Here is a 22,388-nt window from a genome sequence, read left to right on the forward strand (position 1 = left end):
AGCTGCGCGGTTGTGGCTACAGTTTCAGTTAGGTCTGCTTAACCTGAAAAAATATGCCGAAAGACATACCCGAGCAAGAAAAAGCGGGGTCTATGGGCTATGGTATTTCCGTGGCCACGAAACTAATTACGAAGTCAGGGGAGACGACTCCCCATAAGGCTGCCCTGCACTCGTCCGTCGCCCGTAAGGTGCTGATGGCTATCACGGGCCTTTGCCTTATCCTGTTCCTACTAATGCACGTGTTCGGCAACTTGAAGCTGCTCGTGCCCGACAACGGTGCGGAGTTCGACGAGTATTCACACTCGCTGCGCACTCTGCTTTACCCGATCCTGCCAGAGCGTTTCTTCCTCTGGGTCTTCCGCCTGGGGCTGCTGGCCTGCGCGTTGATCCACATCTACGAGGCAGTAAGGCTTACCTTCCGCAGCTACACCGGTGGTAACCGTGTGCGTTACCTCCAGCGCAAGTACCTCGAAGGTAGCTTCGCGGCTCGCACCATGATCTGGACCGGCGTCCTGATCCTCATCGGTGTTGTAGTCCACCTGCTGCAGTTCACCACCCAGACAATCAAGGTTAACTACCCTGCTGGCGAAGAGAGCATTCTTCCTCACCTGCGTGTCGTGAACGCATTCCAGGAGCCCTGGATGCTGATCGCCTACGCCATCTGGGTTGGGCTCGTCTGCTACCACATCTGGCACGGCTTCAGCAGTGCATTCTGCACGCTGGGTCTGCGCATGGGTGCGACTAGCGAGAAGGTTATCCATGTCTGTGCTCTCATCTGCGCTCTCGCTTTGTTCGTCGGATTCATGCTGACCCCGACATTGATCACGTTTGGAGTGATTTTCTGATGACTGTCACCAACATTCCTGCCGGCGACGAGGTCTACTACTCGCTCGGCGACGAGATTCACGACACCAAGGCTGACACCTCCAAGCCGATTGATCAGGTCTGGAAGGACCGCCAGTTCCGTGCGGCCCTGGTCAACCCGGCCAACCGACGCAAGATGACGGTCATCGTCGTCGGTTCGGGTCTTGCCGGTGGCGCTGCTGCCGCTTCGCTCGGCGAGGCCGGCTACCACGTCCAGTGCTTCTGCTACCAGGACAGCCCGCGTCGTGCACACTCTATTGCTGCGCAGGGTGGTATCAACGCTGCCAAGAACTACAAGAACGACAACGACTCGGTATACCGCCTGTTCTACGACACCGTTAAGGGTGGCGACTACCGTGCACGCGAAACCAACGTACACCGTCTGGCAGAGGTCAGCGCGGCGATCATCGACCAGTGCGTAGCCCAGGGCGTCCCGTTCGCCCGCGACTACGGCGGCCTGCTGGACAACCGTTCGTTCGGTGGCGTTCAGGTGCAGCGCACCTTCTACGCTCGCGGTCAAACGGGTCAGCAGCTGCTGATCGGCGCCTACCAGGCTCTTGAGCGTCAGGTGGCCGAGGGCACCGTCGAAATGTTCTCCCGTCACGAGATGCTCGAACTGATCGTCAAGGACGGTCACGCTCGCGGCATCGTTGTTCGCGACATGGTGACCGGCGAGGTCAACGCCCACACCGCAGACGCCGTATTCCTGGCGACCGGTGGCTACGGAAACGTGTTCTTCCTTTCCACCAACGCTATGGGCTGCAACGCAACCGCATCTTGGCGTGCATACCGCAAGGGTGCCTACTTCGGTAACCCGTGCTTCACCCAGATTCACCCGACCTGCATCCCGCAGCACGGCACCAACCAGTCCAAGCTCACCCTGATGAGTGAGTCGCTGCGTAACGACGGTCGTATCTGGGTTCCGAAGAAGGCTGAGGACTGCGACAAGGATCCTCGCGAGATTCCCGAGGAAGATCGCGACTACTACCTGGAGCGCATCTACCCGTCCTTCGGTAACCTGGTTCCCCGAGACATCGCTTCGCGTCAGGCAAAGAACGTTTGCGACGAGGGTCGCGGCGTTGGCCCGACCGTTAAGGAGGTCGGCCCGGACGGCGTCCAGCGCGAGGTTCGTCGCGGCGTCTACCTGGACTTCTCCGACGCGATCGAGCGCATGGGCAAGGACGGCGTTTCAGCCAAGTACGGCAACCTGTTCGACATGTACAAGCAGATCACCGCTGATGACCCCTATGAGGTTCCGATGCGCATCTACCCGGCTGTTCACTACACGATGGGCGGCATCTGGGTTGATTACGATCTAGAGACGACCATTCCTGGTCTGTTCGTCGGTGGCGAGGCCAACTTCTCCGACCACGGCGCTAACCGCCTCGGTGCTTCCGCTCTGATGCAGGGTTTGTCCGATGGATACTTCGTTTTGCCGAACACCATCAACGACTACTTGGCTAAGAACCACGACGGTAAGCTCGCCGACAACGACCCCGCGGTTCGCGAAGCACTCGATTCGGTTAACGCTCGCATCGACAAGTTGATGTCCATCCAGGGCACCCGCACCGTAGACTCCATCCACAAGGAACTCGGCCACATCATGTGGGAGTACTGTGGCATGGCTCGCGAGGAGGCCGGCCTGAAGAAGGCGATCGGTATGATCCGTCAGCTGCGCGACGAGTTCTGGCGCAACGTCAAGGTCACTGGTACCCGTGATGATTTCAACCAGACTCTGGAGCGTGCTCTCCGTCTCGCCGATTTCCTTGAGCTTGGCGAACTGATGTGCATCGACGCTCTACACCGTCGCGAATCTTGTGGTGGCCACTTCCGTCTGGAACACCAGACCGAGGAAGGCGAGGCGATGCGTGATGACGAGAACTTCACCTACGTCGCAGCCTGGGAGTGGACTGGCGAGAATAGCAAGCCTGTTCTCCACAAGGAACCGCTGATTTACAAGGCAATCGAGCTCAAGCAGAGGAGTTACAAGTGAGGGTAAAACTCAAGATCTGGCGTCAGGCTCGAGGCGAATCTGAAGGCCGTCTGGAAGATTACGAGATCGACAACATCAGCGAGGACATGAGCTTCCTCGAGATGCTCGATCAGCTAAACGAGGAACTGACCGAGAAGGGCATCGAGCCGGTAGCGTTCGACTCCGACTGCCGCGAGGGTATCTGTGGTACCTGTGGCATGGTGATCAGCGGTACCGCTCACGGCCGCGGCAGCTCCCCGGTTCGCACCACCACCTGCCAGCTGCACATGCGCTCCTTCAGCGATGGCGAGACCATCACGATCGAGCCTTGGCGCGCCGGTGGCTTCCCGATCATCAAAGACCTGGTCGTCGACCGCACCGCTCTGGATCGCATCATCCAGGCCGGCGGCTTCGTCTCGGTCAACACGGGTGCCGCCCCGGATGCACACGCCAACGCAGTCTCGAAGCTGAAGGCCGACAAGTCCTTCGACAACGCGACCTGCATCGGCTGTGGCGCCTGTGTTGCTGCCTGCCCGAACTCTTCGGCGATGCTGTTTATGTCGGCTAAGGTGACCCATCTGGGTCAGCTGCCGCAGGGCCAGCCGGAGCGTTGGCTGCGCGTCAAGGGCATGGTCGGCCAGCACCAGGCAGAGGGCTTCGGTAACTGTTCCAACATTGGCGAATGCGCCGCGGTTTGCCCGAAGGGCATCTCGCTCGAGGCCATTAGCCAGCTCAACCGTGACCTGATGCACTCGCTGTTCAAGGCTGACGGCAAGTAATAACTAACTACTCAGTTGGGGACGCTGCATGCGTCCCCAACTTTGTGTTTTCGGGCTTTTTGCTCATGCCGGTTGAAGTATGACAAAATGGCTTTTCGGGTTTGTTCTCGGCTCCTGCCACGGGGGGATCGTCCGAGTCCAGGCTCACAATTGTTGATTTTATCGAGGTGACCTGTGGCACTGACGAGGGAAAATTATGAAGACCAAACTGATTCGTGAGATCGATCAGGCTTCGCTGAAGGCCGATCGTCCTGAGTTCCGCGCTGGCGACACCGTTCGCGTACACGTGAAGGTTGTTGAGGGCAACAAGTCCCGTATTCAGCTGTTCACCGGCGTTGTGATTGCGAAGAATGGTGGTGGCCTCCAGGAGTCCTTCACTGTTCGCAAGGTTTCTTACGGCACTGGTGTTGAGCGTACGTTCCCGCTGCACTCGCCGATCATCGACAAGATCGAGGTCGAGCGTCGTGGCGATGTTCGTCGCGCCAAGCTCTACTACCTGCGCGGTCTGCGCGGTAAGGCTGCCAAGATCAAGGAAAAGCGCTGATCTTATAAAGAGGCCGTCACCTATTCTTAGGTGGCGGCTTCTTCCTTTTTGTGGACTATTTTGTTCACAGGTTGTTCGGATATTCTGTGCGGGTGAGCAATATGGAAACTACTGGCAGGTACGAAGAATTTGATGCCAGCGAGCGTCCCAAGCCGGTTTCGGCGCCTAAAGCACGTAAGCATCGGGGCCCAGTGGCTAGGTTCGCGATAAACGTCGGACAGATTCTGCTGGCCGTCCTGGTTGCTCTAATCATTACCGCGTTGATCAGGGTCTTCATTTTCCAGGTGTTCCGTGTGCCTTCTGGGTCCATGGAACAGACGCTCGAGACTCGCGACCGGATCGTCTCTATCCGAATGGCCGATTGGCAGCGTGGGGACATCGTCGTTTTTGAAGACACTAACGGGTGGCTGGGTGAGCCACAGATCACGCAGAATCCCGTCCTTCGTGGGCTGGAGAAAGTCAAGCTGCTTCCCGATTCAGAAAAAAACTACCTGGTAAAGCGCGTCATCGGCACCGCTGGCGACAAGGTCAAGTGCTGCGACGTCGAAGGTCGCCTTACGGTCAACGGTCAGCCGCTGGACGAGGAATCGTACCTTTACCAGACCGAATCTGGGGTGCCGGTTGCCCCCTCCGAGACGAGGTTCGAAGTGACGGTCCCGCAAGGTCATATTTTCGTGATGGGCGACCACCGCGACAGGTCGGGGGATTCCCGCCTGCACATGTGCAGCACAGTCGAAGGACAGCCGTTCGGTTCGGCCGGTTTCATTCCGGAATCTGCGGTGGTCGGGCCCGTCAAGGCAATCGTGCTGCCGCTAAACCGCATTCAGGGCTTCGAACGTCCAGCTACGTTCGATGCAGTCCCCGCGGCACAAGAGGCGCCGCAAGATCCTGTTTTGGGGCCTGGCACGTGCCGTTGAGCCAGTACGAACTCGAACTCAAAAGAGCCGGGTTTTCGCCTATCGCCGGCGCAGACGAGGCAGGCAGGGGAGCCTGCGCGGGGCCGCTGGTTGCGGCAGCCGTGATTTTGTCTGATGAGCCGGCCCGAAAGATCGAAGGGCTAAACGACTCAAAAAAGCTGACCGCCCGTAAACGAGACCAGCTATACGACGAAATTTTGGCAAAGGCGCTAGCGGTTTCCTGTGTTGAGGTCGGTCCACAGGAGTGCGACAAACTCGGCATGCAGGAGGCTGACCTGCAGGGGCTGCGTCGCGCGATCCTGCGGCTTGATCCGCAGCCGGCCTATGCGCTCACTGACGGTTTCTTCGTGCCCGGTCTTTCTATGCCTTCGCTGGCTGTTTGGAAGGGCGACGCGATCTTGGCGTGTGTCTCTGCGGCGTCCGTAGTGGCTAAGGTCCACAGGGACCGGTTGATGATTAAAATGGATGAAAAATACCCCGGTTACGGCTTCGCCAAGCACAAGGGATACGACACAAAAGCGCACCAGGAAAACCTTATGGAGCTTGGGCCCTGCGAGATCCACCGATTTAGTTATCGGAATGTGCAGCAGGCTATGGAGACTAAACGAGTAGGCTAACAGGATGAGCGCAGAAGATTTAGAGGCATACGAGAACAAGCTGGAGCTTGATCTGTATCGCGAATACCGCGATGTCGTAGACATTTTTACTTACGCTGTCGAAACTGAGCGCCGTTTTTATCTGTGCAATGCCGTCGATCTGAAGGTTCGCACTGAGGGCGGGGATGTCTACTACGAACTCTCAATGGCGGATGCCTGGGTTTGGGATATGTACCGTCCGGCGCGATTTGTTAAATCTGCCAAGGTGCTTACTTTCCGTGACGTCTCGATCGAGGAGATCCAGCACCGCGAACTTTCGGTGCCAGATAGTAACTAAATTCCGCCGGGTAGAAGAATTTTCTCACGTCTCGTAACAATCATGCAGGTATGCGAGACGTACCTAACAAGACCATTGCCCTGGGCAGGGCGGGCGAGCAAGAGGCGGCTGAATATCTTTCCAACCTTGGCTGGCAAATCGTTGAGAGAAACTGGCGTTGCCCGATCGGAGAGCTAGACATCTGCGCCCTAGCTCCGAACGAATTTGGTGCGCCTACCGCCGTCGCCGTCGAGGTCAAAACCCGCAGTGGGCTTAAATTCGGCGATCCACTGGAAGCAATCACCTGGGAGAAGACCGCCAGGCTTCGCAAACTCGCGGCTGTCTGGGCTAGGTCTTTGGACGCTCGCCACGACGGCGTTCGGTTGGATGCCGTCGGAGTATTAAAGAGGCGGGGCAGGGCCGTCGAAATCCATCACGTAATGGGGCTTTGATGAGTACCAGTGCGTGGTCCATGGCATTAGTTGGGGTGACGCCCAAGCCCGTAGAGGTTGAGGCAGCACTTACCCCTGGGCTGCCCAGGACGATCATGGTCGGGCTGCCAGATACAGCCCTCTACGAAGCCAGGGACAGATGCAGGGCCGCTGTCGCGGGCGCAGGGTTAACTTGGCCGAATCAACTGTTGACCATCAATCTGACTCCTGCGAATCTGCCAAAGTCAGGTTCGCACTTCGATCTGGCGATTGTCTCTGCTGTCCTGGCCGCCTCGCAGTTATTTCCACCCGAGATCGCGTCAAAAGCCATCATGCTGGGTGAGTTGGGCCTTGACGGCAAGGTTAGACGGGTTCCAGGCCTGTTGCCGGCATTGCTCGGGGCCAGGGAGATCGGTATGACCACGGCGATCGTTCCGGCGAATCAAGCCCGCGAGGCCGAATTGGTGAGCGGAATGACCATCTGGCCTGTCAGCAGCATTTCGGACCTCATTGAAGTGTTGCACGGTCGCCCCGGAAACCCCGACATTCCGGATGTGCCCCAGTTAGAACCAGAAACCAATATTCGCCCAGATTTTAGCGACGTCATCGGCCAGCCGATGGCGGCGTGGGCGTTAGAGGTGGCTGCAGCTGGCGGTCATCATGTTTTTATGCAGGGGCCACCCGGAGTGGGCAAGACAATGCTTGCAGAGAGGCTGGTCGGCATCCTTCCCGATCTGACGGAGCAAGAATCGCTTGAGGTATCGGCGATTCATTCCGTTTTGGGCAGAGACCTCAGCTCAGGGTTAATCGAGCGGCCACCCTTTGCGCATCCGCACCACAACGCTTCCATGGCATCTCTGATCGGTGGCGGCGCTCGGATAGCCAAGCCGGGCGCGATCTCCTTGGCGCACCGCGGAGTGCTGTTTTTGGACGAAGCTCCAGAGTTCTCGTCTCGTTGTCTGGAGGCCCTCAGACAGCCCCTCGAATCGGGCAGCGTGACGATAGCTAGGTCTTTAGGTCAGGTGAGTTTCCCAGCACGTTTTCAGCTCGTACTTGCGGCTAACCCGTGTCCGTGCGGTCATTACGGAGTGCGCGGCCAGATGTGCAGCTGCGCCCCTAATGCCGTCCGCAGGTATTCGCAGAAGTTGTCGGGCCCGATCCTCGATCGAGTCGATATTCACATTCACATGGAGCCACCAGTCGGGGCTCTGCTTTCAGAAGATGCGGCCAGGGCGGATTCCTCGGAAAAGATTTTGTCGAGGGTGCATGAGGCCAGACAGCGGCAACGGATACGGCTGAGGCGGACCGATTGGCGGCTAAACAGCGAGATTCCTGGCTATTACCTGCGGCAAATGAGTGTTCCCGAGGGCATAGAGATGCTAGACGATGCTGTCGCCACTGGTGCCCTCACAAGCAGGGGAGTGGACAAGGTGTTGAGGGTCACCTGGACCTTGGCGGACCTGGATGGCAAGGATCTGCCCACCCGCGAACACCTGATGGCGGCACTATCACTACGAATGGGAGAGGAATTGGTCTTTGCATGAGCGAATGGGATGAGGAAAGGCTGGCCCGAGCTGCGCTCACCTACGTGGTGATGCCAGGTGATGGGCGACTGCAGAAACTCGTGGCCTCCGAGGGTGCGGTTGACGTCTTGAAAGGCCTGGCCCGTCAGGGCAACGAATCATTTTGGGGTAGACGCGCCCAGGCTATAGATCCTGAAAAGATCGCCTGTGATTCTGAAAAGCTAGGCATCAGGTTCGTTATCCCTTGCGACAGTGAGTGGCCAGAACAACTCTCAGACCTAGACCAGTGCGAAGACGTCGTCGGAATGTCAGGAAGTCCGTTCGGATTGTGGCTGAAGGGCAACGGAAATCTTGCAAGGTTGGCCGCTAGCTCGATCGCCGTAGTCGGTTCTCGGGCGGCTAGTAGGTACGGAGTAAACGTAGCTGCGGAGATGTCTGCGAGGCTGGCCCGCAACGAGTACCGCTCCTACGCAGTGGTCTCCGGGGGCGCATACGGCATCGACGCGGCCGCCCATCGCGGAGCGTTATCGACTGGGCGCACCATTGCGGTCTGTGCACGTGGTTTGGACGATTTTTATCCGCGTTCAAATCGCCCGGTTTACGAAGAGATAATGCGTGATGGAGTTATCTGCGCCGAGCCGCCGGTTGGAGTGGAACCCAAGCGACAGGGCTTCCTAGCTCGTAACAGGATCATCGCAGCACTCACCAAGGCAACCGTGGTGGTAGAGGCGGCTGCACGGTCTGGCGCGTTGAATACGGCGACATGGGCAAACACACTTAACAGGCCAATCATGGCGGTGCCGGGGTCGGTCAATTCGACAATGTCAGTGGGCTCAAATCGGTTGATCAGGGACGGTAAAGCTTCCCTAGTCACGGGGGCAAACGACGTCCTCGCCCTTGTTAACGAGCTAGGTAACTCTCCCGAGTTGGCGGAAACGGGAATGGACCGAAGCCTGGATAGGTTGCCGAATAAGTTAATGATCGTTCGCGAGCAATTGTCATCAAGAAAGTGGAAAAGCACGCAAGAACTTTCGATAGAGGTTGGGTTCCCAGTTCCGCAGCTAATGGCTTCCTTGGCAGAACTTCAGTTGCGGGGACATGCGGAGACGGACTCTGCCGGTAGATGGCGCCTGGCGCCAGCCGGCTCGGGTGGGCAATCGCCCCTGGTTGTTTAGACGGCCTTGATCGATATGTGAGGATTGAGGAAAGGAACGAAAAAGGAGTTTATATGGCTGAGAATCAGGGCTGCTGCGGAGGCGGTTGCGGCTGCGGCGGTGGCGCCGGAAACAGCGAAAACGTCATCAGTATCGGAGAGGTCGTCGGCACCAGCGGTGTAGCGGCTCAGGCTATGCGCGACGCACAGTGCGTGATCGTGACAGTTCCCGTCACCGAGGACGAAAGCATCGAGCGTCGTTTCGGCAAGGCGCCTAGGATGGCCGTTGCAAAGGTCTGCGGGGATGGGCTGCCGGATTGGCAGGTCTACGACGTCAACTGGGATGTCCTGCACGATCAAAGCCAGCACGGCGAGCACCACGCGCGAATCGTTAAGTTCATGAGGGAAAACCAGGTTGAGCGCGTGCTATTCGAGCACATGGGCCCTCCGATGATGAACACGCTGAACAAGATGGGCCTCACGTTGATTCAGGTCGACGACCCGGACTCGTTCGAGAACGCGAAGGAAGCCGCAGTCGCGGCTGGCCAGCTAGAGGTCTAAAACTTAAAAAGGCAAAAAATAAGGGCGGGTAGAAAAAACTACCCGCCCTTAAATAGTCTTTTTACTTGTTCTTGCCGGTGATCGCGTTGTAGATGAACAGAACGATGATCGAACCGACGATAGCCAACGCCCAGGTGCTGAGCGAGAAGAAGCCGCTCAGGTTGACGTTGAACAGGGCGCCGCCAATCCAGCCGCCAACAATCGCGCCCAGGATGCCCAGGAGCAGATTGCCCAGCCAGTTACCGGTGCCAGCTTTACCGCTGATCGCGCGACCGATAGCGCCGCAGATCAGACCAATCAAAATCCAACTAATAATTGACATAATTCAAATTTACCATTTGCCCCAAAACAACAAAATAAAGCAAGATACGTTATTGCTAACAAGTCGGTAAACAAAAATGGCTGTGCCAGATGCTCGAAGCCAGTTGATTGCCCCGATCCGTTGGGTTGATTTTTCAAAAAAGCCAACAGGTGCTACAGTTCAGTTCTGCTGCAAATGAAGCGCCTGTCCGGGTGGCGGAATGGTAGACGCGCTAGCTTGAGGTGCTAGTGCCCGATTATAGGGCGTGGAGGTTCAACTCCTCTTCCGGACACCAAATTAATAGGCTCTGGTTAGGTGAAATGCCTAGCCAGAGCCGTTTTTATGAAATCAATTTCTTTCAACTGTGGTCATAAATAGCCATCTTTTATCATGGTTGTTGGCACGTTGTTGGCACGACCCAGTTGAAAGAGGAATTTCATGACTGCGAGATTTGGCAATGTCCGAAAACTGCCAAGTGGTAATTATCAGGCTCGGTACTACGGCCCTGACCGCAATATGCATAAGGGACCAACCACGTTCATTAACAAGACCTACGCTAGAAACTGGTTGGTTAAGGAACAGGCGCTGATTCTTGAGGGCAAGTGGACTCCTCCAGAGCAACGGGCCGCTGCTCAACGTGTTGAGGGTGTGACTGTCGGTAAATACTTTGAACAAATGCTTTCTAAGCGTTCGACTAGGCAGCGTAAGCCTTTATCTCCCACAACTGTGGATCTGTACCGTAAGCAGTACCGTCTTGAACTTAAAGAAACTTTTGATCAGGTTGCGCTTAACTCTGTAACAAAGGCCATGATTTCAAAATGGTGGAGCGAACCGAGTAATTCTTGGAACCAAAAGGGCAAAGCTTATGAGATGCTGCGCTCGATGTTCAACGATGCTGTTGATGATGAATTGATTAAGCGTAATCCTTGCACCGTTAAGGGTGCTGGAAAACCGCCTACTAAGTCCAAAGGTGTCGTTCTAAGCATTGAGGAACTTAAACAGTATTTGGACGCTGTAAATCCGCATTATCGTCTTATTTTGACTCTTGGTGGTCTTTGTGGGTTGCGTTCTGGTGAGTTGCGAGGGTTGCGGCTTAAGGATGTTGATCTTGAGGCAGGGTTTCTTCATGTCAACGTTGCCGTGACACGTATCAAGGGTGATGACGGTGTGTACCAGTGGCGTGTTGCACCTCCTAAGACCGATGCCGGCATTAGGAGTGTTGCTATTCCTGATGTGTGTATTGCGCCGTTGCGAAAACAGCTTCAAGAGCGGGCTTCATATGGTGAAGATGCTTTTCTGTTTCCCGCTCGTGATCGGGTTAGCCCTATGTCGCCATCAACTATCAACGATGCTCATAGGAAGGGCAGTGCCGCAATCGGTAAGCACGATATGAAACTTCATGATTTGCGTCGTACCTCCGCAACGTTGGCAGCTCAAGGGGGCGCCACTATCGCCGAATTGATGCGTTTGTTGGGTCACACTACGCCGCAAGTGGCGATGATTTATCAACGTGCTACTGATGAGCGTGAAAAGCAGCGTGTGGATCGGTTGAACAAAGTTATAAATGAAGCTGGTTGGTAAGATTTGATCACATATGGTATGATCGCACTAAATTGATTGTTCAAAAATTTGAGCGATCAGATAAAAAGCCACTTTTAGTCCGCATAGAAGAACATTTTTTGGAGTCAAAAATTGTTTTTCGCTGAGTTGAAGGACTTGAGTGTGAAAAATTCAAAATTTGATGGCGTTCGCTACCTCTCGCTAACCGAGACGGCTAAGAGTCTTGGGATTTCTGAATCTACGCTTCGGCGGCGTGTGCATGATGGCCATATCTTGGCCTATAGGGGAAAAGGCTGTTCTGGTCTTAGGTTCAAGGTTGAAGACCTCGAAGAGTTCATGGTTCCCGTAGATCGTTCGGGCTTTGCTCATGACCCCAGTGGCAAGAATTTCTAAGTTTAGGGAGTTCTTGCATGTGTAATAAATATTCCCCATATTTGGGGTTGAAAAAGTTTTTTGAGCCAATGGGTCACTTTTTGCGGTTTTGCTGCATTCGTAAACCTCACAAAAAAACTGTCTTTACACCACTGAAACCCATTCTGACTAGCACTAACGCGCGCGCGACAGGGCTTGTCAATGTCGCGTGCGCTATGGGGAGCCTAGGGGGTTTACTGGAGGGGTTGACTGGGGGGGGGTTGACTGGGGGGTTGACTGGACCCGGTAAACCCCTATTTGCACCACTTCTGTCGAATATTAACCACTCGTACCGAATATCTATTCGGTTGGTTGTTGCTTCATTTTTGGGGGTGCGGCTATGAGTGGCGGTAATAAGCTACAGATTTTTCATATCACTCAGCAGCTGCGTCCTGAACTTTGGTCTTGGGTTAATGATCCGAAGGTGCAGGAGTTAGCCGAGGTGATGCTTGATGGTTTTGATGGCCCATTGTCTGATCTAGTTTCCTTCCCCGAAGATGCAGCGTCTGTTTCTGTCGAAGATTGCCGGGATAGGGCTAATAGATTGCTCTCCCTATTAGTGCTTCTTTTGGAGCAAACAACGCTTTGGGGTGGTGGCTATCCGAAGATTGTTGAGGCTCACGGAATTATTCACAATTGCGATGAGCAGAACACGGCCAAGATTGGCCAACCGGCTGTTATGGAACCAAAGTTCCCTCATCTACACGCAACCGTTAAGTTTGATAAACCGACGTTCAAAATCGCTCGGATAGCAAAGATTCTTGGCGTTGAAACCCAGTTTGTAGAAAAGCCGAATGGGCGTATTCCTCCCCAGGGTGGGCGGTCTGGTTCTCATGATGCTCAACTTGCGTATCTGATCCACGCTAAGGATGAAGATAAGTATCAATATGAGCCGGAGCAAGTTGCAACGGTTGCTGGCCAGGATTATTTAGAGATTCAGAAACAACGCGAGGCCGAATGGTTTTTGGGTCGTGGCAAAAAGCGTCACAAGCTGGCGGCTCTATCAGTTGATGCACTGCTTGAGCAGGTTCTTTCCGGCAACATCACAAAAGAAAACGTTCTCTTGTCGGATGAGCTGTTTCGGGTGTATTCGGAATTATCCGACAAGTTCAATAGAGCCTTTGTTGTAGCTGGCGAACGTAAGGCGTACAGGGCAGCCGAGGCAATGAAAAACGGCGATTTTCACACTGCCATATTCTTTCTTTATGGCGCTGCCGGTTCTGGCAAAACCAGACTGGCGAACCTCCTCGTTGATCAGCTTATTGAATCAACGAATTGGTCGTTATATCGTGCAGCCTCAAGACATTCGTTAGACGATTGGCAAGGCCAAGAAATTATTCTTATGGATGATGTTCGGGCTAGTGCAATGTCCGCTTCTGATTGGCTGACCCTACTCGATCCCTATAACCCAAATCCGGCTTCTGCCAGGTATCAAAACAAGCTGGCGGTTGCGCCAAGATTAGTCATTATTACTGCCTCAATTGATCCAGTTACATTTTTCTATTATGCCCGCGCTAAGGGCGACGTTGATGAAGCTCTGGATCAGTTTATTAGGCGGTTAATGGCATCGGTCAACGTTATCAATACCGATGGGATGCCGCGTTATTACTACAAGAGATTAGGGCTATTATCTGAGCGCGATGAACTGGTTAGGCATAGGCAGGGGGTTGATGTTGCCTATCGGGATAATGTACATAAACATTCTGATTTTTTTGGTAAAACGCCCGAGCTGACGCGCGGGGTAGTTGATTCGATTAAGTGTGATGAACCGGAAATAATTGCTCGGCTTTCTTTAGATGTAGCGAATAGCTCGCCCGATGTTATTGACTTGACTGAATCTGATTGGGTTGAAGTTACGCGGGTAGTTGAGCAGTCAAGCAGTTCACATGATGCTGAACTTCGTGAACGAATTTGGCGTGAAAAAAATCGTTGGGTTCTATTACCTAGCAACCCTTCGTTTAATGGCTATTACGAGGGATTTAAGCCCCTGGAAATTGATGGTTCAGATATAGAGTTTTTTGATGACGATGACGAGGTTGATTATTCAGATCTTTATTCTGATTACCTACCTCCAGATTGCGATCTCGCATCATAGCTATTTAGTTAATTAAGAGTTATAATTTAATTATTAACCGAAGGGAACCCGAAGCGATTAACTCGCTTTTTAGGTTCCCTTTTTTTATACAAATTAAGGAGTCGAAATGTCACTGATCACGCAAGAGCAAATTAACGAGCGAGCCGCTGAGTTGCGAAAATTGCGCAAAGATTTTAAGGCGCAAAATGAGCGTTTGAAGCGCGATGCTTTGTTTGAACTTGGTGAAGCTGTTGCTGCATATTCGGGCGCTGGTGATGTTGAAGCTATTAAAGCTCAGATAGCGAAATTTAAGGCGGGCGCCGAAGCAGCCGAAGAGGCTGCTAAGCGCTCTGCCGATGAGCAGCAGCCAGCAGAGGGCCATGACTACAACAGTGATAGCGGTTATGGCTACTGACAGCGTTCGTGCGGTCGGCGGGTTCCGGTTAGCCGGGACTCGCTGGCCGTACGGGTACCCCCGGAGGGCGCACCCTTTCGCAGAAAGGGTAGTGCGCTACCCTTTGTATCAAAAGTTGCAGTTTTATGGCCGTATTCGGGTTCGGGGTCCCGGATGCGGCCTTTTGTTTGATTTTTTACATTTACTGGAGTCTTTATGTATACAACACCGATTAGATGGATTGGATATCAGAGAAACAAAATTGGCGGGGCGTTGCGTCACTTAGTGCGAGATGTCGATCGCCAAAATGGCGAGGAAGTGAATCATTCTAATCAGAATATTTTTCCTGAATTGACTGATATGAACACTTCTTATGTTCCTGATGGGAACGGTGGTTTTCGTCAGATTGCAGATCGTCGAGAAGTTCTTGATTTTATTGATCTTAAGATTGATGGGGCTAGAAACTTTCGAGTTAAGCGCGATCCGGACACAAAAGAGCCGCTTAGAGATGAAGCGGGTGAAGTGATTAAGAAGTATGTCAAAATTCGCAAAGATGCGAACGTCGTTGTTGAAGTTGTTTTGGCGCTCGATCCAAACTTCTATGACTTACCGCCATATGAAGAGCGGTCAGATGAAAAGGGCAGACCGTTGCCAACAACGTTGTTCTTAGATGATGATCAAATGGCTAAGACGGTTAAGTATTTGCACGCCATGAGAAACTCATTTATTGATTATGTTGGTCGTGACAAGATCGCTTATATAGCAGAGCATTGGGACGAGACTAATCCTCAATTTCACATTGGCTTTGTTCCTATAACCGAAGATGGACAGCTTTCAGAGAAACAATTTTTTGATGGTCATAAGGGGCGCGGGGCTGCTCAGGCTGCTTATCGAAAGGTTCACGATTGCATTAGAAATGATCTTCGTGCTGCTGGGTACGAGGCCACAATGGAAAGAGTGTCTGAGGGTTCCAAAGGCGTCTCAGTCAATGCCTATAAGAAGCGTATGCAAAACGAACGCGAGCTTGATGAGAAACAGAAAGTTTTGCAGCGTCGAGAGTCCGACTTGATAGCGGATCAGCGAAAACTCGGTAGCGCGATTACTAAGTTTAATGTGCAGTCTAAAGATATCGTTGCGAAGCGAAAGGCTAAGGCTGAAAAGCTGACTAAGCGTGAAAAGTTTCTTGACCAGAAAGCCGAGCAGATCGAAGCTGAAAAGATTCGGGCTTATGACGACGCTAAGGCAGAGGCTAAGCAGCAACTTTTGAGCATCGGAGAGCTAACCCCTGGGCGGCTGAAAGTCGATGCGCTGGGGTCTGAGTTTTTGGCAATATCGAAACAGCTAAAAGAGTCTAACCCTGCTTGGGCGAAACTTTTTTCCGGGGTTGCTTTTGTTTTATCGTGTAACAACGGGCTGGCCGAAATGCTAGCTAAAAGTTGGCCGAAAATCGTTGCCTCACAACCCACGAGAACCGCTAAGCAGATCGACGCAATCCGGCCACCGCAAGTACAAAAAGCCGATGATTACGACATCGAACTTTGACCTGCTGACCGCTCCCACGCTCGACCGTGCCAACGTGGGCTTGCCCGCGTTGGGGCTGATTTATTGGGCACGTAGTGGGCACAAGTTTGACTATATGGCCTAAAACCCCTAGTCAAATGCATGTTTAGCATTAATTCAACTCCTCTTCCGGACACCAATAATAAACGTTCTGACAAGGGTAAATGTTCGGAACACTTCTCTCTAGGATGAGAATGGGAGGACAATAGCCCGCTTTGGTGCGTTCTCCTCTTTGGATTTAATACCCATTAACCCGCAATCGCGTTCATCGGTAGGTCAACTCGACCCTGGTCATGCCGTTTAACATGTCCGTCGATTTCAGATCGATAGAAATGAGGCTGACAGTTAAGAAACGAATTGCACCCGCGTTTCGTTCGTGACTGGGTGGTCCAAAGTGATGAGCTGGGTGCGATTGGCCACCAACTTTGGTTGGCCGGCCACCCATATCGCGATCGAGACGAAATCCGCGATCATCAATAGTACTGTGGTCATCACGTTTCCTTTCGTGAGGACCACTAAGCAGGCTAAGTCTTTGAACCTCCGGTGAAGAACCTTTGCGTAACTAATATGCCGAAATCTATTTTCTGAGCTGGTTTTGGCCACCCGTGACGTCGTCGAGGGCAGAAACGATCGGTTCCGGAAGCGTTTTTCCGGCAACATCTAGAAGTCCGCTGAGCTGCTCGACCGTCCTAGCGCCAAGCAGGGGAGCGGTGACGCCAGGGGCGTCCCTAACCCACAAAAGAGCCACCTGCGAAGGCGTTAGGTCTAGGCCGCTGCCGGCCTTCTTTACGGCCTCTACGACTGCCCGAGAACGCTGGTCGAGGTAAGGCTCGACAAACCAAGACAGGTTGTCCTTGGCACCTCGGGAATCCCTCGGAGTGCCATTTGAGTACTTCCCGGTCAGGACGCCCCTGCCTAGCGGCGACCAGGGGAAGAACCCCATCTGGTGATATCGCAATGCGGGCAGCACCTCGATCTCGGCCCTTCGTGCGAGAAGCGAGTATTCAATTTGGCCACTGACCAGCGGGACCCTTCCGGGCACGGCCTTCTGCCACATCGCCGCGGCGCTGGTTTGCCAACCGATGAAGTTGCATATTCCGGCGTATAACGCCATGCCCGTGCCCACGGCGTGATCGATTGCTGCCAGGCTCTCCTCGAGAGGTGCGTCACCCCAGGCGTGGATCTGCCAGAGATCGATGTGGTCGGTGCCGAGGCGGCGAAGCGAACCTGCAAGATCATCGAGCAAAGCGCGACGAGAAGTGTCGATGGTCTGAGACGTCCCGTGCGTGCCGAAACCAGCCTTAGTCGCGATCACGATGTCGTCGCGGCTGACGACGTCTCGCATTATTTGGCCTAGCGTCTGCTCTGCGAATCCTCCGCCGTAGGCGGGCGCGGTGTCGATGAGGTTGCCGCCGTTTGAAACGAACTCGGCAACCAGGTCGCCGGCTTCGTCCGCGTCGACAGAAGAACCCCATGTCATAGTGCCGAGGCCCAGCTCGCTAACTACTAGGCCGCTGTTACCCACCTGGCGTTTGCGCATCATGCACCACAGGCTACCTGGGTAGAAACCGGATCTAGCACTCCAAGTGCCAAGAGAATCGCCAGAACGAGTGCCAGACCGATGCGGTAGATGACGAACGGCTTGAAGCTGTGGGTGGTAATGTAACGGATCAGCCACGCGATTACGGCGTAACCGATGACGAACGAGATGACCGTCGCGAGGATCGTCGGGCCCCAACGTACGCAAGCGTCGTCACCGATATCCTTGAGCTTGAACAGGCCGGACGCGTAAATCGCGGGAATGGCAAGCAAGAAGGAGTAGCGGGTCGCAGCCTCGCGTGTGTAGCCCAAGAAGAGACCGCCGGAGATCGTGCCACCGGAACGCGATACGCCGGGAATTAACGCGCATGCCTGACAGAACCCGTAGATGATGCCGTCTTTCAAGCTCAACTGGTCAAGGGTTTTCGTCTGGTGAGCGATCGCGAAACGGTCTGCAACGCCCAAAACGATGCCGACGCCGGCGAGCACTGCGACAGTCAGCCACAGGTTGCGCAGGTGAGTGTCGATTGCGTCCTGGAAGATGATCCCCAGAATGCCGATAGGTAAAGTGCCAATGATGACGAGCCAACCCATTCGCGCGTCCGGGTCGCTGCGATCAATCTTTCCGACCAGCGACATTCCCCAGTGCTTGATGATGCGGACAATGTCACTGAAGAAGTAGACGATCACCGCTGTCTCGGTGCCGAGCTGGGTGACGGCGGTGAACGCCGCTCCAGGGTCTCGCCCGCCCATCGCCAACTGACCGAAGATGAATTGGTGAGCGCTAGAACTGATCGGCAGGAATTCCGTCAGACCTTGAATAATTCCTAGCCATATAGCCTCAAACCAGCTCATTGGCGTCCTTTCGAGATAAAAAAGCTCTTTAACCTGGGTTAGCCTACTAGTTTTTCGATCTGTTTAGATTTATCACTACGGCAAGCCGATATTCGGCCTACGCTAAATTTTATGGAGTTATCCGCGCTGGATCCTCACAGCTATGAAAACCCGGACAGGTTCGTCGCCGGGCTCGTTGGCGAGCGCGGGCACAGGGTCTACTACCTTCAAGCACGCAAAGGAAACCGCGTTACGAATGTGGTTTGCCAGCCGCAACAGTTGGCTAGCCTGAGCGACCACATCGACGCAGTACTCGACAAATTAGACGAGTACGGGCTTATCGAGGGCATGCCGGTGCTGCAGAAGAGCCCCAAAGACGACCGCCCGTTGGACGTGCCGCTAGAAGCCGATTTCATTGCAGGAACCATGGCAATTAGCTGGCAACCCGACAACCAATACCTACATGTTGAGCTATTCGAATACGGCCACTTCGACGACGCAAACCACGGCGTGGCCTGTGTGCTGCGGGCATTCATCACGCTCAGGCAGGCAAGAGAATTTGCTGCCAGAGTCAGGAAGATAGTTGATCTGAACACGCAAGTATGCCCGTTTTGTGGCCAGCCGCTGACTGCTAGAGGCCACGTCTGCCCGAGCGCCAACGGCTTCAGGCGCATGACCGAAATCTAAGTTTTTACGATCAGATAGGTTGAATACATGCACTCATGGCCTGCCCCAAAAGTTCCCCTAATCGATTGCGAGCAGATCCCCGAGAGGGTCAGCGCGTTCGACGCTAGATCCTTGAAGATTAAGAATGTCGGCCCTGAAACCGGCACCGCCAAGCTCTACGTGTGTGGAATCACCCCATACGACGCAACCCACCTGGGCCACGCGTTCACCTACCTGACTTTCGACACAATGAATCGCGCCTGGCGCGATGCCGGCCTTGACGTCAAATACGTGCAGAACATCACGGACGTTGACGACCCGCTGCTTGAGCGTGCGGACGCCACCGGCCAAGACTGGCTAGAACTTGCGACCGATCAGATGCAGCTTTTCAGCACGGACATGGAGGCCTTGAGGGTCCTGCCGCCAGACCACCTTGTTCCGGTTTCGGAGACCATGGACGAGGTTGAGGAGATGATCCTCAAACTCAAAGAGAAGGGTTTGGTCTATCAGTTAGACGACGAATACCCGGACTGGTATTTCCGTTGTTCTAAAGTTCCAGGATTCGGAAAAATCAGCCATTTGAATCGTGCCCAGATGCTACCCGAATTCGCCGAGCACGGCGGAGATCCAGAACGCCCGGGCAAGGAAGACCCCCTCGACGCTCTAGTCTGGCGACTGGAGAGGCCGGGCGAGCCCAGCTGGGAATCCTCGCTTGGTAAGGGCAGGCCGGGGTGGCACATCGAGTGCACCGCGATCGCGCTCAACCGATTAGGCGCCAATCTGTGCGTTCAGGGCGGCGGTAGCGACCTGATCTTCCCACACCACGAGATGTGCAATGCGCAGTCGCTCGCTGTCAGCGGAGAGGATTTCGCTCACGACTTCGTCTACGCCGGTATGGTCGGCCTCGACGGAGAAAAAATGAGCAAGTCGAAGGGTAATCTGGAACTGGTCTCCAGGCTGCGCGCTAGGGGAGAGGACCCGATGGCCATCCGTCTGGCCCTACTCAACCACCACTACCAGAGCGACTGGGAGTGGTTCGCCAGCGACATGGAAGCGGCAAATCGCAGAGCCGACGCCTGGAAGGCCGCTTTCTGCGCAGGTAAGGGCACCGCGGCCAAGCCAGTCATCCAGGAACTCCGTAAGGCGGTTCGCAACAACTTGGACACGCCTAAGGCGATCCGCGTAATCGACGAGTGGACGTCCGCTGTTTTAGCTGGTGACGGAGAAGACACCCAGGCCCCAGCCAAGGTCGCTGACGCGGTCGACGCCCTGCTGGGTGTCCGTTGGGACTAGGGCTGCCTACTGTGCGGAATCCTCCGCTCGGGCCGGACGGTTAGCGGGACGCTCGATGCCCGCCACTGCGTAGACCTCTTCCTCGTTTAGGGTCTCTTTGACCATGAGCTCTTCCGCGATAGCGCAAAGCTGATCGCGGTGATCCTCAAGCATCCGGACCGCCTGCTCCTGGCATTCCGCGATAATCCTGCGGACCTCTTCGTCGACCGTGCGAAGCGTAACATCAGAGATTCCGATAGTGCGGGGATCTGCGTCATCGATTAACACTGTCATGGGGCCGACCTTTTCGCTCATGCCCCACTTGCCGACCATCTGACGGGCGATGGCGGTTGCCTGTCGCAGATCGGATTCAGCGCCGGTGGTGACCACGCCGTAGATAGCGTTCTCTGCTGCCATGCCGCCGAGCGCGCCGATGATTCGCCCGCGCAGGTAGTCTTCGTCGTAGCCGTAGCGGTCAGCGTCCGGGGTGGAAAGCGTGACGCCCAAAGCCTGACCTCTAGGGATGATCGAGACCTTACGCACCGGGTCTGCACCCTTGCGCAACATGCCGAGAAGGGCGTGCCCGGATTCGTGGTAGGCGGTGCGACGGCGCTCCTCCTCGGGGATTACAACGTTGCGCTCTACGCCCAGCTGGATCTGTTCTAGCGCATTCATGAAATCGGTGTGCCGCACCGACTCGTCCTCGCGGCGAGCCGCCTGCAGGGCTGCCTCGTTAGCAAGGTTGGCTAGGTCCGCGCCGGTGGCTCCAGGCGTTACGGATGCGATGCGATGCAGATCCACGTCGTCGGCAAGCGGAATCTTACGGGTGTGGACCTTGAGGATCTGCTCTCGACCACCCATGTCCGGTGCGTTCACGGTGATGACCCGGTCGAACCGTCCCGGCCTGGTCAGCGCATTATCTAAGACGTCCGCCCGGTTTGTAGCACCGATGACGATGACGCCCTCCGTGCCGTCGAAGCCATCCATCTCCGTGAGGATCTGGTTAAGAGTCTGCTCGCGCTCGTCGTTCCCGCCGGACACACGGGCCGAACCGCGGCTGCGGCCAATCGCGTCGATTTCGTCGATGAAGATGATCGCGGGCGCAACTTTGCGGGCCTCTTCGAAGAGCTGACGGACGCGCTGTGCGCCGACACCGACGATCATCTCGATGAATTCGCTGGCCGACGCGCTGAAGAAAGGCACCTCGGCCTCGCCAGCTGTTGCGCGAGCAAGCAGTGTTTTACCAGTGCCGGGCGCGCCTTCGAGCAGCACGCCCTTAGGTGCCCGCGCGCCCAGCTTGGCGTACTTAGACGGGTTCTTTAAGAAATCTACGATTTCGCCGACCTGGGCCTCGACCTCGTCGATGCCGGCCACGTCGTCAAAATTGACCCTAACGTTGCTCTGCTCGATGGGCTTGACCTCGCGGCCCATGCCGAACGGACCTGTGCGATTCATCCTGCGGAAGAACCAGATCGCAATTCCGATCAGGATGCCCCACATAAGCATGGTGCCGACGAAGTTAACGATCGGACCGCGCTGATCTATGACTGGGGTTGCCTTGACGATTCCGTCGCTGGCAGCAAGCTTGGCGAGCGGATCGTCCTTAGCGAAGGTCGGCCGCTCGGTGGTGAACTTGGCATATTTCCTGTCCGACTTGCTGCCGTCCTCGTTCGGGATCGGCCGGGCAGCCTTCAGCTCGCCCTGGATGGTGTCTCCTTTTGCGTAGATTTCCTTGACGTTGCCGGCTTCTACTTGGGCGCTAAATTCCGTGTAGGCGATCGACGGAGGAGCGTTGCGCGCGTCCTGCCAGCTAAATATTCCCCAGATGAGCGCAAACAAGGCTGCGGCACAGACCCAGAAGATCCAGCGCTTGGGTTTCTTCTTGTCGTTTTTCGGCAGGCCCTCGGTGTGCCACGGGCGCGGTGACTCTAAGGGGGAGTCGGGCCGTGACGTCGAGGCATTGCCGCTGCGTTCGTATTCGCTGGCCTGCCTGGACTCGTCTTTATTCGTGGCCTTGCCGTTTATCTTGGCTCTATCACCCTGCTGGGGGTTGGTCATTCGGTCTCCTTGATTGCTTCAAATCAATCTTATGTTGTGTCACCGACATTTCTAGATCATCAA

The 22,388-nt window shown here is 55.0% G+C and carries 23 protein-coding genes and 1 tRNA gene; 19 read left to right on the plus strand and 5 right to left on the minus strand.

Annotated features, from left to right (window positions below):
* Nucleotides 1–53: 53 nt before the first annotated feature.
* The 11 genes from G556_RS0105110 to G556_RS0105160 all read left to right on the plus strand — a co-directional run bounded on the left by G556_RS0105110 (nucleotide 54) and on the right by G556_RS0105160 (nucleotide 9,656).
* Nucleotides 54–845, plus strand: coding sequence for a succinate dehydrogenase cytochrome b subunit (locus G556_RS0105110; protein ID WP_051176700.1), 792 nt, complete (start codon nucleotides 54–56; stop codon nucleotides 843–845).
* The gene (locus G556_RS0105115; RefSeq protein WP_028822000.1) at nucleotides 845–2,857 is read left to right on the plus strand and encodes a fumarate reductase/succinate dehydrogenase flavoprotein subunit; all 2,013 of its coding nucleotides are present in this window, start codon (nucleotides 845–847) and stop codon (nucleotides 2,855–2,857) included. The genes G556_RS0105110 and G556_RS0105115 overlap by 1 nt, the downstream gene beginning before the upstream one ends.
* On the plus strand, nucleotides 2,854–3,615 hold the full coding sequence (locus G556_RS0105120) for a succinate dehydrogenase/fumarate reductase iron-sulfur subunit (RefSeq protein WP_016455599.1): 762 nt from the start codon (nucleotides 2,854–2,856) through the stop codon (nucleotides 3,613–3,615). Before G556_RS0105115 ends, G556_RS0105120 begins: the two co-directional genes overlap by 4 nt.
* Before the next feature lie 196 nt (nucleotides 3,616–3,811).
* The gene (rplS, locus tag G556_RS0105125) at nucleotides 3,812–4,159 is read left to right on the plus strand and encodes a 50S ribosomal protein L19 (RefSeq protein ID WP_016455600.1); all 348 of its coding nucleotides are present in this window, start codon (nucleotides 3,812–3,814) and stop codon (nucleotides 4,157–4,159) included.
* A gap of 101 nt (nucleotides 4,160–4,260) precedes the next feature.
* On the plus strand, nucleotides 4,261–5,076 hold the full coding sequence (gene lepB, locus G556_RS10320) for a signal peptidase I (protein ID WP_016455601.1): 816 nt from the start codon (nucleotides 4,261–4,263) through the stop codon (nucleotides 5,074–5,076).
* Nucleotides 5,067–5,693: a ribonuclease HII gene (locus G556_RS0105135; RefSeq protein WP_028822001.1), complete on the plus strand. Its 627-nt coding sequence runs from the start codon at nucleotides 5,067–5,069 to the stop codon at nucleotides 5,691–5,693. Before lepB ends, G556_RS0105135 begins: the two co-directional genes overlap by 10 nt.
* A 4-nt stretch (nucleotides 5,694–5,697) precedes the next feature.
* Entirely contained in the window at nucleotides 5,698–6,009 is a 312-nt protein-coding gene (locus G556_RS0105140; RefSeq protein ID WP_016455603.1) for a DUF2469 domain-containing protein, read from the plus strand.
* A gap of 50 nt (nucleotides 6,010–6,059) precedes the next feature.
* Entirely contained in the window at nucleotides 6,060–6,440 is a 381-nt protein-coding gene (locus G556_RS0105145; RefSeq protein WP_016455604.1) for a YraN family protein, read from the plus strand.
* Nucleotides 6,437–7,963 (plus strand): YifB family Mg chelatase-like AAA ATPase, encoded by a 1,527-nt coding sequence (locus G556_RS0105150; protein ID WP_155941746.1) that lies wholly within the window; start codon nucleotides 6,437–6,439, stop codon nucleotides 7,961–7,963. The genes G556_RS0105145 and G556_RS0105150 overlap by 4 nt, the downstream gene beginning before the upstream one ends.
* Entirely contained in the window at nucleotides 7,960–9,117 is a 1,158-nt protein-coding gene (dprA, locus tag G556_RS10325; protein WP_051176701.1) for a DNA-processing protein DprA, read from the plus strand. The genes G556_RS0105150 and dprA overlap by 4 nt, the downstream gene beginning before the upstream one ends.
* A gap of 53 nt (nucleotides 9,118–9,170) precedes the next feature.
* Nucleotides 9,171–9,656, plus strand: a complete 486-nt coding sequence (locus G556_RS0105160) for a NifB/NifX family molybdenum-iron cluster-binding protein (RefSeq protein ID WP_233418190.1) — start codon at nucleotides 9,171–9,173, stop codon at nucleotides 9,654–9,656.
* Between the two features lie 61 nt (nucleotides 9,657–9,717).
* On the opposite strand, the gene G556_RS0105165 is transcribed toward G556_RS0105160, so the two are convergent.
* The gene (locus G556_RS0105165) at nucleotides 9,718–9,978 is read right to left on the minus strand and encodes a GlsB/YeaQ/YmgE family stress response membrane protein (RefSeq protein ID WP_016455608.1); all 261 of its coding nucleotides are present in this window, start codon (nucleotides 9,976–9,978) and stop codon (nucleotides 9,718–9,720) included.
* 185 nt (nucleotides 9,979–10,163) lie between these two features.
* On the opposite strand from G556_RS0105165, the gene G556_RS0105170 reads away from it, so the two are divergent.
* The 6 genes from G556_RS0105170 to G556_RS0105200 all read left to right on the plus strand — a co-directional run bounded on the left by G556_RS0105170 (nucleotide 10,164) and on the right by G556_RS0105200 (nucleotide 15,938).
* A tRNA-Leu gene (locus G556_RS0105170) sits at nucleotides 10,164–10,252 on the plus strand.
* Nucleotides 10,253–10,395: 143 nt separating this feature from the next.
* Complete coding sequence (locus G556_RS0105175; protein WP_081675517.1) at nucleotides 10,396–11,538, plus strand: tyrosine-type recombinase/integrase; 1,143 nt, start codon at nucleotides 10,396–10,398, stop codon at nucleotides 11,536–11,538.
* Between the two features lie 141 nt (nucleotides 11,539–11,679).
* Nucleotides 11,680–11,910: a helix-turn-helix domain-containing protein gene (locus G556_RS11280; RefSeq protein ID WP_162139758.1), complete on the plus strand. Its 231-nt coding sequence runs from the start codon at nucleotides 11,680–11,682 to the stop codon at nucleotides 11,908–11,910.
* Nucleotides 11,911–12,268: 358 nt separating this feature from the next.
* On the plus strand, nucleotides 12,269–14,023 hold the full coding sequence (locus G556_RS11065) for a Rep family protein (RefSeq protein WP_051176704.1): 1,755 nt from the start codon (nucleotides 12,269–12,271) through the stop codon (nucleotides 14,021–14,023).
* 106 nt (nucleotides 14,024–14,129) lie between these two features.
* Nucleotides 14,130–14,417 carry a hypothetical protein gene (locus tag G556_RS0105190; RefSeq protein ID WP_028822006.1) on the plus strand — a complete coding sequence of 96 codons (288 nt, stop codon included), beginning with the start codon at nucleotides 14,130–14,132 and terminating at the stop codon, nucleotides 14,415–14,417.
* 195 nt (nucleotides 14,418–14,612) lie between these two features.
* On the plus strand, nucleotides 14,613–15,938 hold the full coding sequence (locus tag G556_RS0105200) for a plasmid recombination protein (protein ID WP_155941747.1): 1,326 nt from the start codon (nucleotides 14,613–14,615) through the stop codon (nucleotides 15,936–15,938).
* A 363-nt stretch (nucleotides 15,939–16,301) separates the two neighbouring features.
* On the opposite strand, the gene G556_RS11410 is transcribed toward G556_RS0105200, so the two are convergent.
* The 3 genes from G556_RS11410 to G556_RS0105215 all read right to left on the minus strand — a co-directional run bounded on the left by G556_RS11410 (nucleotide 16,302) and on the right by G556_RS0105215 (nucleotide 18,350).
* A complete protein-coding gene (locus tag G556_RS11410; protein WP_155941748.1) occupies nucleotides 16,302–16,448 on the minus strand; it encodes a hypothetical protein in 147 nt (48 codons plus the stop codon).
* An 85-nt stretch (nucleotides 16,449–16,533) separates the two neighbouring features.
* On the minus strand, nucleotides 16,534–17,496 hold the full coding sequence (locus tag G556_RS0105210) for an aldo/keto reductase (protein WP_028822008.1): 963 nt from the start codon (nucleotides 17,494–17,496) through the stop codon (nucleotides 16,534–16,536).
* On the minus strand, nucleotides 17,496–18,350 hold the full coding sequence (locus tag G556_RS0105215; protein ID WP_028822009.1) for an undecaprenyl-diphosphate phosphatase: 855 nt from the start codon (nucleotides 18,348–18,350) through the stop codon (nucleotides 17,496–17,498). Before G556_RS0105215 ends, G556_RS0105210 begins: the two co-directional genes overlap by 1 nt.
* A 111-nt stretch (nucleotides 18,351–18,461) precedes the next feature.
* On the opposite strand from G556_RS0105215, the gene G556_RS0105220 reads away from it, so the two are divergent.
* Nucleotides 18,462–19,016, plus strand: a complete 555-nt coding sequence (locus tag G556_RS0105220; RefSeq protein WP_028822010.1) for a DUF3090 domain-containing protein — start codon at nucleotides 18,462–18,464, stop codon at nucleotides 19,014–19,016.
* Between the two features lie 27 nt (nucleotides 19,017–19,043).
* Nucleotides 19,044–20,288 carry a cysteine--1-D-myo-inosityl 2-amino-2-deoxy-alpha-D-glucopyranoside ligase gene (mshC, locus tag G556_RS0105225; RefSeq protein ID WP_028822011.1) on the plus strand — a complete coding sequence of 415 codons (1,245 nt, stop codon included), beginning with the start codon at nucleotides 19,044–19,046 and terminating at the stop codon, nucleotides 20,286–20,288.
* A gap of 6 nt (nucleotides 20,289–20,294) precedes the next feature.
* On the opposite strand, the gene ftsH is transcribed toward mshC, so the two are convergent.
* Complete coding sequence (gene ftsH / locus G556_RS0105230) at nucleotides 20,295–22,325, minus strand: ATP-dependent zinc metalloprotease FtsH (RefSeq protein WP_036916078.1); 2,031 nt, start codon at nucleotides 22,323–22,325, stop codon at nucleotides 20,295–20,297.
* Nucleotides 22,326–22,388: the final 63 nt, after the last annotated feature.

Source organism: Propionimicrobium lymphophilum DSM 4903, assembly GCF_000423485.1.
Classification (GTDB): domain Bacteria; phylum Actinomycetota; class Actinomycetes; order Propionibacteriales; family Propionibacteriaceae; genus Propionimicrobium; species Propionimicrobium lymphophilum.

Coding starts and splice junctions, on each gene's coding strand:
- G556_RS0105145 (WP_016455604.1), top strand. CDS start 6,060: ATGCGAGACGTACCTAACAAGACCATTGCCCTGGGCAGGGCGGGCGAG.
- G556_RS0105110 (WP_051176700.1), top strand. CDS start 54: ATGCCGAAAGACATACCCGAGCAAGAAAAAGCGGGGTCTATGGGCTAT.
- lepB (WP_016455601.1), top strand. CDS start 4,261: ATGGAAACTACTGGCAGGTACGAAGAATTTGATGCCAGCGAGCGTCCC.
- G556_RS0105175 (WP_081675517.1), top strand. CDS start 10,396: ATGACTGCGAGATTTGGCAATGTCCGAAAACTGCCAAGTGGTAATTAT.
- G556_RS0105215 (WP_028822009.1), bottom strand. CDS start 18,350: ATGAGCTGGTTTGAGGCTATATGGCTAGGAATTATTCAAGGTCTGACG.
- G556_RS0105190 (WP_028822006.1), top strand. CDS start 14,130: ATGTCACTGATCACGCAAGAGCAAATTAACGAGCGAGCCGCTGAGTTG.
- rplS (WP_016455600.1), top strand. CDS start 3,812: ATGAAGACCAAACTGATTCGTGAGATCGATCAGGCTTCGCTGAAGGCC.
- G556_RS0105200 (WP_155941747.1), top strand. CDS start 14,613: ATGTATACAACACCGATTAGATGGATTGGATATCAGAGAAACAAAATT.
- G556_RS0105220 (WP_028822010.1), top strand. CDS start 18,462: ATGGAGTTATCCGCGCTGGATCCTCACAGCTATGAAAACCCGGACAGG.
- G556_RS11065 (WP_051176704.1), top strand. CDS start 12,269: ATGAGTGGCGGTAATAAGCTACAGATTTTTCATATCACTCAGCAGCTG.
- mshC (WP_028822011.1), top strand. CDS start 19,044: ATGCACTCATGGCCTGCCCCAAAAGTTCCCCTAATCGATTGCGAGCAG.
- G556_RS0105115 (WP_028822000.1), top strand. CDS start 845: ATGACTGTCACCAACATTCCTGCCGGCGACGAGGTCTACTACTCGCTC.
- G556_RS0105165 (WP_016455608.1), bottom strand. CDS start 9,978: ATGTCAATTATTAGTTGGATTTTGATTGGTCTGATCTGCGGCGCTATC.
- G556_RS0105140 (WP_016455603.1), top strand. CDS start 5,698: ATGAGCGCAGAAGATTTAGAGGCATACGAGAACAAGCTGGAGCTTGAT.
- ftsH (WP_036916078.1), bottom strand. CDS start 22,325: ATGACCAACCCCCAGCAGGGTGATAGAGCCAAGATAAACGGCAAGGCC.
- G556_RS0105160 (WP_233418190.1), top strand. CDS start 9,171: ATGGCTGAGAATCAGGGCTGCTGCGGAGGCGGTTGCGGCTGCGGCGGT.
- dprA (WP_051176701.1), top strand. CDS start 7,960: ATGAGCGAATGGGATGAGGAAAGGCTGGCCCGAGCTGCGCTCACCTAC.
- G556_RS11410 (WP_155941748.1), bottom strand. CDS start 16,448: ATGACCACAGTACTATTGATGATCGCGGATTTCGTCTCGATCGCGATA.
- G556_RS0105210 (WP_028822008.1), bottom strand. CDS start 17,496: ATGCGCAAACGCCAGGTGGGTAACAGCGGCCTAGTAGTTAGCGAGCTG.